The 16,763-nt window shown below is 71.6% G+C and carries 20 protein-coding genes; all 20 read left to right on the top strand.

All coding sequences use genetic code 11. From position 1 onward, the window contains the following. Nucleotides 1-8 precede the first annotated feature (8 nt). The 20 genes from ABD198_RS23290 (at nt 9) to ABD198_RS23195 (ending at nt 16,687) form a co-directional block, all read left to right on the top strand. Nucleotides 9-1,409, top strand: coding sequence for an SCO6881 family protein (locus tag ABD198_RS23290; protein ID WP_344005313.1), 1,401 nt, complete (start codon nt 9-11; stop codon nt 1,407-1,409). A gap of 84 nt (nt 1,410-1,493) precedes the next feature. Then, on the top strand, nt 1,494-2,966 hold the full coding sequence (locus ABD198_RS23285) for an SCO6880 family protein (protein WP_344005311.1): 1,473 nt from the start codon (nt 1,494-1,496) through the stop codon (nt 2,964-2,966). A 39-nt stretch (nt 2,967-3,005) separates the two neighbouring features. After that, nucleotides 3,006-3,461: a DUF6238 family protein gene (locus ABD198_RS23280; RefSeq protein ID WP_285511818.1), complete on the top strand. Its 456-nt coding sequence runs from the start codon at nt 3,006-3,008 to the stop codon at nt 3,459-3,461. Between the two features lie 28 nt (nt 3,462-3,489). Then, a complete protein-coding gene (locus ABD198_RS23275) occupies nt 3,490-5,007 on the top strand; it encodes a VirB4 family type IV secretion system protein (protein WP_344005308.1) in 1,518 nt (505 codons plus the stop codon). A gap of 95 nt (nt 5,008-5,102) precedes the next feature. Beyond that, entirely contained in the window at nt 5,103-5,537 is a 435-nt protein-coding gene (locus ABD198_RS23270; RefSeq protein WP_285511816.1) for a hypothetical protein, read from the top strand. A 337-nt stretch (nt 5,538-5,874) separates the two neighbouring features. After that, nucleotides 5,875-6,354 (top strand): hypothetical protein, encoded by a 480-nt coding sequence (locus ABD198_RS23265; protein WP_344005306.1) that lies wholly within the window; start codon nt 5,875-5,877, stop codon nt 6,352-6,354. 29 nt (nt 6,355-6,383) lie between these two features. Beyond that, complete coding sequence (locus ABD198_RS23260) at nt 6,384-6,902, top strand: hypothetical protein (RefSeq protein WP_285511814.1); 519 nt, start codon at nt 6,384-6,386, stop codon at nt 6,900-6,902. Between the two features lie 90 nt (nt 6,903-6,992). Next, nucleotides 6,993-7,982, top strand: a complete 990-nt coding sequence (locus ABD198_RS23255) for a DUF8094 domain-containing protein (protein WP_285511813.1) — start codon at nt 6,993-6,995, stop codon at nt 7,980-7,982. A 529-nt stretch (nt 7,983-8,511) separates the two neighbouring features. Beyond that, entirely contained in the window at nt 8,512-9,123 is a 612-nt protein-coding gene (locus ABD198_RS23250; protein WP_425580528.1) for a hypothetical protein, read from the top strand. Between the two features lie 44 nt (nt 9,124-9,167). After that, nucleotides 9,168-9,905, top strand: a complete 738-nt coding sequence (locus tag ABD198_RS23245; RefSeq protein ID WP_285512086.1) for a glycosyltransferase family 2 protein — start codon at nt 9,168-9,170, stop codon at nt 9,903-9,905. Then, a complete protein-coding gene (locus tag ABD198_RS23240) occupies nt 9,898-10,365 on the top strand; it encodes a hypothetical protein (protein WP_285511812.1) in 468 nt (155 codons plus the stop codon). The genes ABD198_RS23245 and ABD198_RS23240 overlap by 8 nt, the downstream gene beginning before the upstream one ends. A 685-nt stretch (nt 10,366-11,050) precedes the next feature. Beyond that, complete coding sequence (locus ABD198_RS23235; RefSeq protein WP_285511811.1) at nt 11,051-11,500, top strand: hypothetical protein; 450 nt, start codon at nt 11,051-11,053, stop codon at nt 11,498-11,500. Between the two features lie 5 nt (nt 11,501-11,505). Beyond that, nucleotides 11,506-11,850: a hypothetical protein gene (locus ABD198_RS23230; protein WP_285511810.1), complete on the top strand. Its 345-nt coding sequence runs from the start codon at nt 11,506-11,508 to the stop codon at nt 11,848-11,850. A 550-nt stretch (nt 11,851-12,400) separates the two neighbouring features. Then, nucleotides 12,401-12,898 (top strand): hypothetical protein, encoded by a 498-nt coding sequence (locus ABD198_RS23225; RefSeq protein WP_285511809.1) that lies wholly within the window; start codon nt 12,401-12,403, stop codon nt 12,896-12,898. A 288-nt stretch (nt 12,899-13,186) separates the two neighbouring features. Beyond that, a complete protein-coding gene (locus ABD198_RS23220; RefSeq protein WP_285511808.1) occupies nt 13,187-13,627 on the top strand; it encodes a hypothetical protein in 441 nt (146 codons plus the stop codon). Next, entirely contained in the window at nt 13,624-14,124 is a 501-nt protein-coding gene (locus tag ABD198_RS23215; RefSeq protein ID WP_344005300.1) for a hypothetical protein, read from the top strand. The genes ABD198_RS23220 and ABD198_RS23215 overlap by 4 nt, the downstream gene beginning before the upstream one ends. A 211-nt stretch (nt 14,125-14,335) precedes the next feature. Further along, nucleotides 14,336-14,830 carry a hypothetical protein gene (locus tag ABD198_RS23210; protein WP_344005298.1) on the top strand — a complete coding sequence of 165 codons (495 nt, stop codon included), beginning with the start codon at nt 14,336-14,338 and terminating at the stop codon, nt 14,828-14,830. A gap of 28 nt (nt 14,831-14,858) precedes the next feature. Next, a complete protein-coding gene (locus tag ABD198_RS23205; RefSeq protein WP_285511807.1) occupies nt 14,859-15,617 on the top strand; it encodes a hypothetical protein in 759 nt (252 codons plus the stop codon). After that, entirely contained in the window at nt 15,614-16,264 is a 651-nt protein-coding gene (locus ABD198_RS23200) for a hypothetical protein (RefSeq protein ID WP_285511806.1), read from the top strand. Before ABD198_RS23205 ends, ABD198_RS23200 begins: the two co-directional genes overlap by 4 nt. Before the next feature lie 12 nt (nt 16,265-16,276). Further along, a complete protein-coding gene (locus ABD198_RS23195) occupies nt 16,277-16,687 on the top strand; it encodes a hypothetical protein (RefSeq protein WP_285511805.1) in 411 nt (136 codons plus the stop codon). The last annotated feature ends 76 nt before the right edge of the window (nt 16,688-16,763 follow it).

Below are 16,763 nucleotides of genomic sequence, written 5' to 3'. Positions count from 1 at the left end.
GAGTCCTCATGGGGTTTTGTGATCTCCCCGTCGCGGACAAGGTCTGCGCGGTCGGCGAGGCCATCGACTTCGCCTCCGACCCGGGCAAGTACATCGGCGACTGGATGGCGAAAAGCGCCGGCGAGCTCGCCGCGTCCGCAGCCGACCTGGCGTCCAAGGCCGTCGACGCCACCACCCGCGTCGACCTGAACGCGGGGTGGTTCCGCGACAACTACGAGATGATCCTGCCCATCGGCCTGGTCATGCTCGTGGCCACCTTCTGCGCGCAGCTGGTTCGTGCCGCGATCCGCCGCGACGGCCAGGCCCTGACCCAGGCGTTCACCGGCACAGCCTCCGGCGTGATCTTCGCGTTCGCCGCGATCGCCCTGACCACCGTCGCGATCGAAGTCACCGACGCCCTGTCCGCCGGCCTCTTCCAGGCCGCGCACACGGACATAGCCTCTGCGGTCCGCCGCATGGTCAAGGTGGCATCACTGCCAGGACTTGCCGGGCTCGGCTGGCTCGTCGCCGTCTTCGCCGGCATCGGAGCCGCCATCGGCGCCTTCCTGTACTGGTGCGTGATGATGGTCCGCAAGGTCGGCATCCTGGTCATGGTCACCCTCGCCGTGTTCGCCGGAGCCGGCGGCGGCTGGGAAGTTGCCCGCCGCTGGCGCAAGGGCTGGATCGAGGCGACCGCGACCCTCGTCGTCTCCAAGCTGCTGATGACGATCGTTTTCGTCCTCGGCGTCGCCGCCATGGGCAAGACCGACGCCAAGGATGGCCTTGCCGCCCTGGCCGATGTTCTCGCCGGCATCGTCGTCATGATCCTGGTGCTGCTGTGCCCCTACGCGACGTTCAAGTTCGTGCACTGGGCGGCCGAGGGATCCGACGGAGAAACGTTGCACCGTGCCGGCGGAGCGGGCGCTCAGCTGGCCAGGCAGCACGCCGAGCGCGCGGGCCGGAAGGCCGCGGCTATGGCGGCCACCGCTGGAACCGGCGGTGCCGCGGCCGGAGCCGCAGCAGCTCCGCAGGGCCCGGACACCGTGCCGGGCCAGGACGGGTTCCCCGGCGACATCGCCTCCCCCTCGTCCGGCACGGGACAGGAATCTGCCCAAGGCGGCGCCTCCGGTGGCCCGTCGGACAGTTCCGCCAAGTCCGGTCTGGAGCAGGCCGTCCAGCCGCCGCCGACCCACGTCGCCGACGACACCAGCGGCCAGATGGGCGGCAGCCCCACCAGCACAGGCTCCCCCAGTGCGAGCGGATTCGGCCAAGGTGCTGCAGCCGCCAGCCAGAGCGGCGGGTGGCAGTCCGCGCCGTCGGCCACGTCCCCGCCGCCACAGGGCGCCCCGCCCGCCGCGGGCACCCGGACCGCCGACACGACCTCCGCGGCGAACGGTCCGGCCTCACCGCCGCCACCGGCCGGTCTCTGATCTCCTGCCCGATGCCCGATCCCTGGGGGCGGGAGGGCTCACGGTCCTTCCCGCCCCCGGGCCCTCGCTCCAGGAGCAGCCTCCTTGTCCGACCTCGCAGTCTCCCCGGCCACCGTCAAGTTCCCCCACCGCAGCCGCCGAGGCATCCTGCTCGGCCTCACCCTCCATCAGCTCGTCCTCGTCTCTGCCGCGCTGGCTCTGCTCCTGGTCACGGTCCTGACCACCGGGCTGCTGGGCGCCATCACCCTGACTCCGCTGTGGGCGGCGGTGGGCGTCCTGGTCGCTGTCCGCCGGCAGGGCCGCTCGCTGATCGACTGGGCGCCGATCGTCGCGCGCTTCGCCTGGCGCCGCCACAGCGGACAGACCCTGTGGCTGGCCCGGCCCGTCACCCGGCCCCGCCAGGACGGCATCCTTCATCTGCCCGGCACGGCGGCCTCCCTCAAGGTCGTCACCCCCGGCGACTCCGCCAACGGCGCCGCCGCCGTCCACGACCCGCACCAGCAGACCCTCACCGCCGTCGCCCGCGTCAGCAGCCGTGCCTTCGCCCTGCTCGACCCGGCCACGCAGAACCACAACGTCAACGGCTGGGGGCGCGCGCTGGCGGGCACCGCCCGCACCGGGCACGTCGCCACAGTGCAGGTCCTGGAACGCACGGTCCCCGACTCCGGTGACACCCTGGCCCGGCACTGGGCCCAGCACGGCAGGGCCGAAGCACCGGTCGCCGGACAGGTGTACGCAGACCTGGTCGCCTCCGCCGGACCGGCCGCCGCCCCGCACGAGACCTACTTGGCGATCTCCCTCGACCTCAAGGCCGCCAAGCGCCTCATCTCCCAGGCCGGCGGCGGACTGCCCGGTGCATTCACCGTCATGGAACAGACCACCGCCTCCATCGCCCAGGCGGCCCGGAACGCCGGGCTGATGATCACTGGGTGGCTGTCCGCGCGGGAGATCGCCGCCGTCGTGCGCACCGCCTACGACCCCAAGGCACTCGCCGCGCTCCAGCAGTGGTCACCGACCGGCCGCGCGGAAGCCGACCCTGCCGCCGCCGGCCCTGTCGTCCAGGTCGAGGAGTACGACCGCATCGCCACCGACTCCGCCCGCCACGCCACCTACTGGGTGGAGAACTGGCCGCGCACCGAGATGGGCGCAGGCTTCCTGCACGGCCTGATGTTCACCGCCGGCGTGCGCCGCACCCTCTCCCTCACCTACGTCCCACAGCGGCTCGAGTCCGCGCTGCGCGACGTCCAGCGCAAGAAGGCCGCGATCATCGCTGACGCCTCCGAACGCGCCCGTCGCGGGCAGGTCGACAGCGAGGAGGACTCCATCGAGTACGCCGACGTCAAAAACCGCGAGCGCCAGCTGATCGCCGGGCACGCCGACGTCGCCCTGACCGGCCTGATCACCGTCACCGCCGACACCGACGCCGCCCTCGACGCCGCCTGCGCACAGATCGAGACCGCCGCCGTCACCGCCGGCGTCGACCTGCGCAGGCTCTGGTACCAGCAGCCCGACGCCTTCGCCGTCGCGGCACTCCCCCTTGCCCGCACCACCCTCTAAGCGCCACCGCTCCCGCCTCCACGGCGGCAAGGACCCCCATTGCCCAAGCCCCGCACCAGCGAGACCGACTCCCACCCCTACCTGCGGGCCGCCACCGCAGGCATCCGCCATCACAGGCGTGTCGTCAGCGGCTCCTTGCCCGCGAGCCTCCCGGACCGGGGGCACCTCGACACCCTCCACGCCCACCTCACAGAACTGCACCGGCTCCTCGACCAGCTGGCCGAGGCGGCACGGCCCCCGCATCCCGCAGCTGGCCGACACCTTGCTGCTGCGCGCACCCGGCTGTGGCAGGCCACCACCGACATCCACGCGGCCTTCCACCTTCTGCCGGCCACGTCCGCGGACTCCACCGAGTGCCAGTCCGGGCAGCTTCCCGAAGGGCCTCCCTTCCTGACCATCTGTCAGCGCCATCTCGCCGCCGGGCACGTCGTCCGCCGTAAGACCACTCCCACCGACCTGCATCGCGCACCGCACACCACCGCGTGCGTGCGCTGAGCACCATCCGCCGAATCGAGGGCCCCCGATGAACCACCGGCCCGCCCGCCGCGCCCGCCGTGCCTCCGCCAGCCCGCTGTTCACCCCGCACGGCACCGACCGCGCCGCCCGGCGCGCCGCCCGCAGGCAGCTCGCCGAAGCCGCCGCGAAGGCACGCGCCGAGACAGCCACCGATCCGGCCACCGGCCCGGCACCGGACGAGCACGCCGCGCCTGCGCCGGTCTATCCGCCCGGCGGGCGCCCCGGACGGGCGTCCGCCCGAGGAAACCGGCTGAAGCTGCCTGCCCACCGCATGACCACCGCCATCGCGGCGGGCGCCTATCCCTTCCTCGCCGAAGGGGGGCTCGGCGCCGAGGGCATCTACATCGGACGCGACGTCCACGCCGAAGCATCCTTCGTGTTCGACCCGTTCGCGCTGTACGGCAAGGTAGAGGGCTTCACCAACCCGAACGTGCTGCTGGCCGGCGTGATCGGCCAGGGTAAGAGTGCGCTCGCGAAGTCGTTCGCTCTGCGTTCCATCGCCTTCGGCTACCGCGTGTACGTCCCCTGCGATCCGAAGGGCGAGTGGACGCCGGTCGCCCAGGCTTTGGGCGGCACCTCCGTCGCCCTCGGCCCCGGGCTGCCCGGACGCCTCAATCCCCTGGACGCGGCGCCGCGCCCGGAGAGCATCACCGAGGCCGACTGGGAGGGCGAGATCCGCAAAAGGCGCCTGCTCCTGCTCGGTTCCTTGGCCCGGACCGTCCTGGGCCGGGACCTGCTGCCCATGGAGCACACCGCGCTCGACGTTGCCCTCGACGCCGCAGTCAACCGTGCGGCCGGCACGGGCCGCACGCCGCTGCTCGGCGACGTCGCCTCCGCCCTCAACAACCCGGCCCAGCTCGACGAGGCCGCCGGGACGATGTCCGGCCACCTCGGCGAGGCCGCCCGCGACCTCGCCCACGCCATGCGCCGCCTCGTCCACGGCGATCTCGCCGGCATGTTCGACGCGCCCTCCACCGTCCGCTTCGATCCGCGTGCGCCGATGCTGACCATCGACCTGTCCCGGCTCGGCGGATCCGGCGACGACACCGCCCTCGTCCTCGCCATGACCTGCGCCTCCGCCTGGATGGAGTCCGCCCTGACCGACCCGCACGGTGGCCGGCGCTGGATCGTCTACGACGAGGCATGGCGCCTGATGCGCCACGTCGGCCTGCTGCAGCGCATGCAGGCCCAGTGGAAGCTCTCCCGCGGACTCGGCATCGCCAACCTCATGGTCATCCACAGGCTCAGTGACTTGCTCACCGCCGGCGACGCCGGATCACAGGGCCGGGCTCTCGCCGAGGGCCTCCTCGCCGACTGCTCCACACGCATCATCTACCGGCAGGAAACCGACCAGCTCCACGCCGCCGCCTCCCTGCTCGGTCTGACCTCCGTCGAAGTCGACGCCATCGCCCACCTCAACCGCGGCCGGGGCCTGTGGAAGGTCGCCGGCAGATCTTTCATCGTCCAACACCTGCTCCACGGCGACGAATTGGCGTTGTTCGACACCGACGCCCGCATGCACTAACCCTGGCCGGCCTCCCCCACCGCACCGGAGACTCCTTGTCGCCACGCCCCTCCACACAGTCCGACGGCCCCGCTCCACCCGGCGATCTCTATCGCATGGCCCGCCGCGACGCCGAGACCTTCCTGGCCAACCACCCGCTACCGGACCAGCCCGGCCCCCTGCCGGACCTGTCGCCGTACCTCCAGGCACTACCCGCGGCCAAGACACCTGCCGAGGTCAGTGCCGTCACCCACCAGCTGGTCGCCGCCACCGCACCCGTCCTCGACCACATCGCCGGCCACTTCATCGCCGTAGCCCTCTGGGCCGGCACCGAACACCGGCACACGCCCCAGTCGGTGCGCCTGCTGCGCGAAGCGGCCCTGAGCATCCGAACCGCCCTGGCCAAGGTGGCCCAAGCCGACCTGGAGAACCTGCGCGCCCACTACGCGCCACCGACAGCAAGCGCAGAACCGATACGCGCAACCGCACCCACCGCCACCACCTCACCTGTCCCCACCACCCCACGGCACACGCCCGGGTCCCGCCGCTGACGTTGCCGCCTGGCCGCCCCCTTCCGCCCCCAGGAGTAGCCACCTGTCCTCACAAACTCCCAGCACTTTCGCCACCGCACTCGCAACGCACCTCCCTGGGCAGTGGCATCGCCGGTACACCGGATTCCCGAGGCCCCAGGACCAGCCGCATGTCGCAGACCAGGTCTGGGACTGCGGGCCGACCCACTCAGCCCTGCTCGACTGGGACCCGCCGACCGCCTTCCTCAACGGGCCAGCCGGCGAACAGCTCTGCGTGATACCACGCCCCCACTACCCCCGCCAGTACCTGGTAGCGCCGCTACGGCCCGACGGGTTCAGGCCGCACCACTTCCACGGGGTGGACGAGCCGAACGGCATCGCCGTCCCCGACCATCCGGTCCGTGCCGCCGCCCAGGTCACCCGCCGTGTCCTGCCCCGCTACGCCGAAGCTCTGAACGCAGTCCGACGCAACGCCCTCCACCAGCCGGAGCCACCGCACCGGCCCGCCGCGCCTGAAGTCACCGAGTCGCTCACGCTGATCTGGTACCCCGACGGCGTAGTGGGCGCCCCGTCCGCCAGCGTGCCAGCCCTGGCCCGCACCGTGCTGTACGGCTGCTACTTCCAGTACAGCCCGCACGAGGCGGCGTTCGTCCTGCCCGCCTCCTACAGCACCGAAGCACGCGCCCTGCTGCTTCAGAGCGCGGTCCGGCAGCTCACCGCCCAAGGCATCGGCGTCAACTTCCGGCACGCCGCCCCCATCCCCGCCGTTCCGCCCCGCACGGCAGCGCCGGCCCTGGGCGCACCGCCCGGCGCGAGGCAGCCGGCCGCCCGGCGGTAGAACCGGACCTCCTTGTGCGTACACCGTCGTTGTCCGATCCCGACCAGCGGATGCTGCTGCACGACGTGGCCGACCGGATCAACACCGTCGCCGACCAGCTCCCGCTTCCCGACCAGGTCCAACCGGGCCCCGGACTCAGCGAGATCCTGGACGATGAAATACGGCACCTGGCCCGGCTGCTGGGCTACCTGGCCGGCGAGAGTGCCTTCCGCCACCGGGCCGCTGCTCGTTATCCGCACCAGGTCACGCCGTCCCAACGCCGCACCACCCTCGCCCTCGCACGTGCTGCTGAACCCGCCGGAGCCGCACTCGCCGCTCTGGGCGGCGCCGTCCACTGCCTCGGCGTTCTCGCCGATATCAGCCATCGAAGTTCCGGCCGCGCCGGCAACCGGACCGTGGCCACCGCGCACCAGCAACTCGTGGCACATCTCGCCGAAAGCCGCGCGCATCTCGCCCGTGCCGCCAAGTCGCTGCGCACTGCCGCGGACGCCCGATCGATACGGCCAGCCCCGTCACCGCCGACGGCCGCCCCAGCCCGCACCCGCTGAATCACGATCCCCCGGAGTTTCCTCATTCCCCTGCACACTTCTGTCCGCCGCACCACACTCCTGCTCACCGCCGCGGCCGTCGCGCTGACCGTGTCCGCCTGCTCCACCTCCAGCGGCGCCCACGACGCCACTGCGGCCACCCCGCACCACACCACGCAGCCCACACCGGCCGCCGAGCCGGCGCTCGCGAAGCAGGAGGCTCTGGCCCAGATCGCCCACTATTCAAAGATCAACAACACGGCCAACGCCACCGGCGACACCAAGCTCCTCGACACCGTCGAGGACGGACCGCTGTACGCGATGTCGTCCGCCGACCTCAAGGAGGAGGAGGCCCTGCCGAAGTCGGACCGCGAGCCATACCGGCCGTGGTCGTACGACCTCGACGCAACGGATGTCTACATCCCGCGCATCACGCCAGGGCAACAGCGGTGGTTCGCCGCCGTGACCCGCTCCGGCAGCAAGAAGCAGTACGCCCGCGTGCTGGTCCTGGCCGAGAACACGAAGGCCAAGAGCTGGGAGATGGTCGCGGCCGTCGACCTCGACGACCCCGAGCAGCTGCCGGACATCATCCTCGACAAGGACGGCTACGCCACCGCGGTGGACGCCAACTCCGCCTCGCTCGCCGCGCCGGTCGGCGTGCTGCGGACGGCCATCGCGGACAACTTCGCCACCGGAGGCGAGAAGACGGGGAAGAAGGTCTTCACCCCGACCGAGGCATCCCGGCGGCAGACCAAGGTCCACGACCAGACGACCCGCAAGTTCGGCACACGCGGCACCACCCGCTTCTCCTCTGCCGATACGGAGTTCCCTGATGCGTACGCGCTGAAGACGACTACCGGTGCACTCGTGATCTTCTCCCACACGCACACCCAGCACGACGCCGTGGCCGCCCCGGGGCTTCAGATCGTGCCGGACAAGCTCGACCGCGCCTGGCTCAACGCACCGGCCCCTGCCTTCACCTACACCTTCACCTGCTCCGACGTCGCCGCCGTCCCGGCCACGCCGAAGCCCTCCAGCCTGCTGGGCTACGGCTGCCGCCGCACTGACGCCAAGCCCACCGTCCCCGACTTCTCCGTCTAGGAGCCGGCCCTGCGAGATCCCGACTTCGAGCTGTACGACAACGTCGGCCGAGACGGCGACCAGATCGCCGCCGCCCGCTACGGCATCGCCACGGACAACGACCTGCTGCGGTGGGCCCGGCGGGACGCCGAGCCGTTCCTGGCCCAGCACCCGCTGCCCGAGCACCCGCTGCCGGCACCCGACCTCGCCCCCTATCTCCATGCACTTGCCGCCGCCGAGACTCCCGCGCAGGCTAGTGCGGTCACCCAGCGCCTGCTGGATGCCGCCGCACCCGTGCTCGAAGCGGTGAGTGAGTACCTTGTGGCTGCCGCCCGGTGGCGGGGACAGAACCGCGGAGCGGAGCTGGGCTCACCACCCAAGATGCTGATGAGGGCGGCCAGCGACAGCCTGTCGGCACTGGCCCTCGGCCATCAAGCGGACCTGGCGATCCTGCGCGCCGAGTACGACCCGACACCGCCCCCGCCCAGCCCGTCCCCGGGCCGCACTGGGCCTGGCCTCCCGCCCGCGCCGCCCGGCGTACCGCCCACCGGTGCGGCCCGGGGCCGCTGATCGCAACCCCCGGAGGCTCCTTCTGTCGACCCGCTCCTTCATCGTCCGCCCCACCACCGGTGGCTATGACGGCATTTACGTCCAGCTCGACGGCCAGCCGAGCGCGAAGCTGCCCCTGCTCCTCGCCGCCTTCCAATACCGCTTCGCAGGCGACGTCGAAGCCATGGCCCAGCACCTCGTCGACGGCGTGGACGTCGGCTGGGACGAACTGGGCACCGACCTCCTCGCCGACGCGCCACCACAGGTAGTCACGGCGCTGACCGGCGGCGAGCAGTGGCCCAGCCGCACCCTCGACCACCTCATCACCCCGGACGGCTCCCCGCCGGTCCGTATGACGGTCACGGAACGGACCGCCGCCGACCAGGACGTGCAGTGGGGCTATGTCCTGCGCTCCGAGGGCATCGAAGTGATCAGCGTGCCCCACGCCGACGCCGGTCCCGTCATCGGCTGGGACACCGACCCCTGCACCCTCTTCAGCGACCATCCGGCTCACTGGCCCGCGCCCACGCTGCTCGCCACCTCCACGCGCATGGCCCCGCGGACCGCTCGGGCCGCGGCCTCGCCACGGCCCCGCACGGCCACACGCCGCTAACCCACCCGCCCCCGCACACCGGAGACCTCACCCTGCCCACCCCCCTGATCACGGTCGTCATCGCCACCCGCCTGCGCGAGGACCGCCTCGGCTTCCTGACCGCCATGCACCGCAGTCTCTGTCGGCAGACCGTGCCCTGGGAGGCCGTCCTCGCCCTCGACGGCGCCGGCCCCGACCGTCTGCCGGCAGCGCTGGCCAGCGATCCGCGCGTACGCACCCTGACAGTGCCGCGGCCCGTCGGGGCCGCCTGCGCCCGAAACCTCGCCCTCAACCTCGTCCGCACCCCGTATGTGAACTGGGCCGACGACGACGACCTGTTCCCGGACCACGCGATGGCCGCCCGGCTCGGCGCCGTGGAGCAGGCGGGGGTGGGCTGGTGCGCCGGGTGGAGCGAGGACCTCCACCCCGACGGCAGCACCACGCTCTGGCGGTGCCCCGCGCCGCCCGGCCGGCACGAGGCGGGGGATGTATGGACGTACTGGCTCTCACCGGCCGACACCATTCCCATCGGACCGACCACCATCCTGGCCCGCACCGAACTGGTGCGCGCGGCCCCGATGGGCGGCCTCGTCCAGGGCGAGGACTACATGACGGCCGTCGGCATCACCAGCCTCGCTCCCGGGATCCTGCTGCCACTGCCGGTCTACCGCTACCGCAAGCACACCGGGCAGATGACCGCCCAGCCGGGATACGACCAGTTGGAGAGCGCCGCCCGCGTGCACGCCTGGCAGTACGGCCGCAGCCTGCGCTCGCTCCTGCACCGTGAGGCCCTGCGTGGCTGACGCACAGATCACGCTCACCTACAGCCGGAATGTCGGCGTCGTCGCCATCGCGACCGGCGAGCAGTACAAGTCCGCGGAGGACGTGCTGAGCCATGCCGGTTTTCGCCGGGGCGAGGCCGGGGCGTATCGCCTGACCCACGCGGACGAGGCGGCGGCCAGAGGCACTCTGACGCACCTGGCCGAGCGTGCCGATGCGCGGGGGATACAAGTGACGGCCAGCAGCCGGCGCTTCATCGGTGACACTCCGCCCTGGACATCGCCTTGTCTGCCCGGCCAGTGGGACACGCAGGTCGAGATCTACTCCCACCCGGTATGGCAGGAAGACCTCGTGCCCTACGTGTGGGACTGCGGCGAACTCGCCCGAGTCGTACGGACCGACCGAATCCCTACGCCGCCACTCTCACCGACCCGATCTCCGGCACCACCTTGCTCCTCGTCGAATGCCCCGCCCAGCAACTGAACTACTTCGTCGGCGCTTTCGCACCGGAGCCGTTCGGTGAGGGGTGCGACGATCCGCACGCTCCTCGCAGCATCACCGTGCCGCCGTTCCCCGGCCGCGCCGCGCAGGTGATCATCCAGCGCTACCTGCCCGCCTACGACCGCGCCGTCCACGAGCGCCGGATCGCGCACGTGGCCGAGGCCCTCGACCTCATCCAGTCGGAGTGGGGCTCTCCTGGAATGACCTGCCTGCCGCCACCCAGCCCGGCGGTGCCGTGCGCGTCGAACCCTCGGTGTTCACCACGGCCGCCGGCGAGTTCCTGGACAACGCGTGGCGGGAGTTCCTCACCGTCCTGGACCACGCCCCGGCGCTGCTCGACAAGTACCGTCCGGGGACCAGCGCATGGCCACAGGACGCCGAGGTGCTCGACCAGCTCGCCGTCGCGCTCCTCACCACGCTGCAGGTACGCGAGGACCTGAACAGCGGCGTTCCGCTGTCTCGCGCCGAGCGCCGAGCACCGAGCACCGACCTGGCCGGCCATCGAGACCTGGCTCGCCCACAGCCAGCAGTTTTTGCGCCAGGCCCGCGCTGCCTCCCCTCGCCCACGCCCCACTGTTGCCCCTCCCCCCCAGCCGCCCCACCGGCTCCCGCCCGGCCAGGCATGCCCTCGCTGACCGACACCCAATTCCTAAGGAGACCCACCTTCTTGGACCCTGGTACTCACTTCGCCTTCGGCACTCATCCCCAGCACGGCTTCGTCGCCTCCTTCACCGCCACGGTGCCCGCGCACCTGGCCCACTGGTTCCTCACCCGCGAGCAGTTCGAGCCCATCCCCGACCGTCCCGGGCTATACCGCCTCACCGAGCCCGACCGTGACGGTCCGCGCCGCACCCGCCAGGCTGTCCGCGACCTGGGGGCGCAGGGCTACTCGGTGTCCGCCGACATGGGCCTCGCCCCGGACGCACCGGCCGCTGCGCCGCTCCCGGCCCGGCGCCACGCTGTCTCGGATCGTCGCGCCCGTACCGCCCAGGCCGCGGTCATACGCTCCCCCCAACGCCGTACGGCGCCGACTACCACCGCACCGGCCCCGCGACCGATCCCGCCGAAGCCCACCTACGCCCCGACCGTTCACCTGCTGGCTGGACGCTCCCGATGACACCGATGACTCCATACGGTGAGACGATCCGCATCACCCGCGGGCGAGGTGGCGAGGTCGAAGTCACCGGCGCCATCGACGCATTCGCGCGGGACATCCTGCTCCGAGCCGGGTTCCTCTTCTTGCCGGCCCTGCGCGGGCACTGGATACGGCTGCCGTTCGACCTGGGCCAGGGCTGGGAGAACGAGCACGCGACCTGGGCCGCGGACATGCTCACCGCCGCCCGCTACCCGGTGCATCTCGACCCCGGCCTTCGCCCTCACCCACCCGGCCAGGAGACTCCGGCCGCGCCCGCACGGCCGCCGGCCATGACCGCCCAAGCGCCGCCCAGCAGGCCGCCCCGCCGCTGATACCTTCCGCCGGGAGAACCGATCTCTGACACCACCACGCCCAGCGTGGCGCAGCTCGCCGGGCGAGCACGCGGTTCCAGGCTGCGGATGGCGGTCATCGGCCGTGAGACTGAGTCCGCGCAGGACGCCACGCGGGACCGCTACGGCCGCACTTTCCATCCTCTCCGAGGCCCAGCTCACCCGCGCAGCAAGGCTATGAAGCCGGTGCCTTGATCCCGGTTGGAGAGCCTCCTCGACACCGCGGCCCGCCCGCTTCTCCTACGCCCTGGACACCGTCCGCGGGCAGCAGCTCGGCGCCCAGCTCGACGCCCCTGGCCGACAACTCGCCGTCCTCACCCGCGAGGTGCACGACGCGATCGAGGATCTCGCCGCCACGGTCGGCGTGCTGCCGTCATACCGCACCCCGTACCACCGCGGATACGGCCCGCCCCGCCCTGAGCACCACACCTCCCACAGCGCCGCCCCGTAGCACGGCCGTCAACCGCCGAGCGTAGGACCGCGAACGCCTTCCCCCTTCAGTCACGCACGACCCGTTCAAGGAGATCCATCTATGGCTGTCCGCACGAAGTGGACCGTCGAGCACACCTGCGGCCACGAAGTCGTCCATGACCTGTCCGACCGCGCCGCCGACCGGCGGGCCGGGTTCGCCCGCTGGCTCGGCGAACGGGACTGCACCGACTGCTGGAAGGCCGCCCGCAGCAACGACACCGCCTCCAAGGAGGCATGGCTCGCAGCCAAGCGGGCCGAGGAACAGCGGGCCGCCGCCGAGTGGGCCACCAAGTTCGACATGCCCCCGCTGGAAGGGCCGGAACGCGCCGTGGACTGGGGTGAACGCTCCCGCCACCAGCTGATGTGCGCCGCGCACACCGCGCTCGTCGTCGAAGGCGCCTGGGACGACGCCGACTGGGCGGAGCTGGAAGAGAAGGCTCGCCTGATCACCCGGGCCGGATGGTGGATCGACCAGCGCGACGCCGACGGCGCCGACCTGCTAGAACTCTTGGACGCCGCCACAGAACAGGACCGCGGTACGGAGAATCCGTACCGCTGACCCTCCCGACTTGGGTGAGGTGCAGTGCGCTGACGTGATCAACGGCTCGCTCGCTCGATGATCAACTGACACCCCGCATCGTGAGGGCTGCGACGGCTGTGGACGGGCGGCGGAAGACAGCCGGCTCCGGCTGTTCGACTCCCGGTCGCTGCGAGGCAGCACGACCAGGAAAAGAGCCGGGTCCGTTGAACCGGCGGAACATAGCGTCAAATCGCCGGTTAGCCAAACCGGCGATCCTGCGGACCATTGATCCTCCCGCCGCCACACGCACAGCGTGGAAGGATCCGCATGCTCCCATCGTCCTGGACCCCGCCGTCCACCCCGGCCTTCGCGCCGACACCCGACCCCCTCACGCCCTGTCGGGACATCACCCATGGGCACTTCGAGGCCGGCGACCAAGTCGTGGTCATCAAGGGTGTGGCGGAGGCCGAGTTGTGGGGGGATGCGATGCAGGTCGTCGCCCCGTCCTGGCACACCCCGACCGACGAGGACGGCTGGCGGCTGCGCGACCCCAACGGCGGAGCCCAGACGTTCATTACCGCGCACCCCCGCTACCTCGTGCATCTCTCGCGCCGCTGCCCGGACTGCATGATCTACCTGCGGGCCATGGCTGATCATCTGCTGCCGAAGTACGCCGGCCACGCGGACGCTGTTATCGACTGCGGCTGGTACACCACCACGGCCCTCGGCCAACTGGTCCACATCGCCGATGCCCGGGGCGGCCGGTGAGACTGCCTCCCCGCCGCCCCGGCCGCGCCCCCACACCGGCGCGCGCACGGACCCAGGCCACCAGGACCCCCTCATTCCGGCTCTGGCCAGCACGCCTGGCAGCCGACCTGCTGCAACGGCTCGCATCTGAGGCCCGCCGCATCGAGCAGGACCTGCGCCTCACCACCATCACGTCCGCATCCGACGACCGGCAGGTGGCCAGGGCCGTACCGACCGCGTCCGCTCAGCTTGCCACCGTTCTCGCCCAGCTCGCCGACGAGCGGTCCGGTCCGCTGGCCACCGTGCGCAGCCTCATCGAGCACACCTCGCACCGCGCCTCGATCCAGCCCGGCACAGGCCCAGCGACTGCGCACCGGCTGGAGCTGATCGCCCGCCGCCTCTACGGCATCCAGCAGGACCTCGATGACGTCGCCGCCCGTCTGACCACCCGCTCCAAGCGGTTGACAGCAGCGCCAGTGGTACCGACCGCAAGAGCCTGTGCCGGGCACTCACCTTAGGAAAAACCTTTCCCTTGCCTTTGGCCGACCGCGCCCTGACCATCCGCCGCGACCCGCACTCCGAGGGAGTGCTTTGCCGCGGTGGCGATCCGGAAGCCCACAGCCTGCTTCAACGGGCGGGCTTCGTGCCCGTCCACCGCCTCCACGAGACCTACCACCGCGCTCCCGCCGGCCTGTCGCAGGACAAAGAGACCCGCCTGGCCACGAAGCCGTGGCCCGACTGCGGGCGGTCGGCTGCCACGTCGACTGCGACCCGGCCTTCGACACCGACCGCCGCCCCGCCCAGGACGAGCCGCTGGGTGCCTCGGTGGCCCAGGTCGCCGACCGGATCCGACAGGCGACCACCACAGAGGAGGTCGCTGAGATCCTGACCGAGCTGACTGCCCCTGCGACGGCATCCTCGATGCCGCCGGTCAAGTCCTCACTGCTGCGGCTGAATTCCAGGAAGACCTTGGCGCATCAACTGCCCCGTACACCGCGCGACGGCTGCGCTACCTCGCCGAGGAACGCCTCGCCGTCGTCCGCACCGACCTGGTGCACACGCGCAAATGACCTCGCCGACCGGCATGTCCCGCAGCCCGGCCGCGTCGCGTGCACCCAAGAGGTCCCTGCCGACGAACGCGAACGGTTCGCCGTGTGCGCCTGCCCACCTCCACCGCGCGCCATCCCGGTCCCCCCGCCCGTGGCCGCCGGACCGGGCCGCTGACACCACCCCCTCCCCCGCCAAGGACTCCATGCACCACCACGAAGACCCCGAGCGCCTCGCCTCCTTCGCAGACGTTCTCGCCGGTGAACTCCCCGGTAGCTGGCGCAGCACCCACCACCCCGCCAAGGACCAAGAGGCTCTTGCCGAGCTGGCCGACCGCGTCTGGGACCTGGACCTCGTCGCCGAATCCCTCGCCGCGCACCCGTTGCGCCAGGCGGCCGTCCTGTCCCGTCCGGACGGCGCCCAGCTGGTCATTCTCGACCGGCACGACGAGCGCGACGGCTTCCTCATCGCCGCCGTCGCACCGCGCGGCCTGCCCGACGAGGCGTACCGCGGCGTTCCCGAGCCCAATGGCATCGCGGTGACCGACGATCCCTTCCTCGCCACAGAGCAGGTCGCCGGTGACCTGCTCGCCCGCTACGACACCGCCCTGGCCCGCGTCCGATACAACGCCATGGACGACATCGTGCCCTCGCAGCCGGACCGGGTCGTGCTGACCTGGCAGCCGGACGGCAGCCTCGCCACCGCTCCGATCGGGGATACAGCCGCGAACGTGCTGGCCGCCAACGGCTTCGTCAAGCAGGAGCAGACCGGCGTGTACCGGCTCTCCGGCGACGACACCTACAAGCAGGCGCGTGCCGTCCGCGAGACCGGCCAGCAGCTGCGCGCCCACGGCATCGGCACTGCGCTCCAGCACCCCTCCGGCCGGATCGCCCCTACTGCCACAGCGCCGACAGCCCCGCCGGCCCCGGCGGCGTCCCGGGCGTCGGCGGCCCGGACACGATGAGGGAGGTCGAGCCCGACTTCGATGTCCTGGAGTACGTCACCATCGCCAAGGACGCGCGAAGCGGACTGGTCGTCGCCCTGGGCGGCACCGAGCAAGCCGCCGCTCTCCTGCAGCGAGCCGGCTTCCTCGATCACCCCGGCCCCCGCGGCACGTACCACCGTCTTCCCCATGGTCTTCCCGCCGCCGAACAGTGTCGGAAAGCCACGGCCGCATCACACGCCCTGCTGAGCGCCGGATACAGCGTTCACCTCGACCCAGCTTTGAACGCCCTCGCCCTACCCGACGCCGGCCGGGAGGCCGCGCTGTGGTACGTCGCTGAGCTGGCCCAACAGGGCACTCGTGCCTCAACCGGCGAGGAGAGGGCTGCCCTCCTGACCGAGATCGCCGCACCCGCCGAGGGACTTCTGCCGCTCATCCGGCAGGCCATAGCGATCGCCTGCTTCTGGTCCATGCGGCCCGGCGCCCGTTGCACAAACCTGGAACCGGCTGCGCAGCTCGGAAGCGCGGCTGAAGCGCTCTCGCGGGCCGCCGACCAGATCCTCCGCGTCCGAAACGACGCCGCCCGCACGCCCGCCCAACCGGGTGAGGCCGTGAGGACGCACAGCCCAGCACAGCGTCCTGTCGCTGCCGTATCGCGCAACCGCTGAAACAGGAGAGTCGTGGGCAACCGTGCCGACGAGTACGGCACCGACGTCGAGATCTACCGCAGATGGCTGAATCCCACCATCTACGTCGAGACGCCGACCGGTGCGCCCGCGAAGCTACTCGACCAGCTCGACCAGCTGGGCTTCGAACGACACCAGTTCCCCACCCCGGAGCCCGTCTACATCTGGCACGAGGTCCCCGCACACCTCGACAGCGCCGAGCAGCAGCGCCTGGCGACCTGTGCCATCCCCACCCTCTTGCTGGCCGGATACAAGGTCAACTGCACACCCGAGGTGTTCGACCAGGCCGCCTACCAGCAGGCACTGCACGACATCCGATCCGGCACCTCCCGCCGGACCACCCACCCGCCCGGCGGCCCTGCCGCCACCTCCCGGCGCCCCGCGCCCACCGGACGTACCCCGTAAGAGGCTGTTGTCGTTCCGATCTTGAGGGATGCGTTTCGAACGGGAGTCTCGATCGGGTGGTCACGGACCGCTGGGC

Origin of the sequence: Streptomyces thermocarboxydovorans (genome assembly GCF_039524635.1) — a bacterium.
GTDB classification, from domain to species: Bacteria; Actinomycetota; Actinomycetes; order Streptomycetales; family Streptomycetaceae; genus Streptomyces; species Streptomyces thermocarboxydovorans.
Note: the sequence above shows the minus strand (reverse complement) of the source record. Positions and strands in the feature narration are given on the sequence as shown.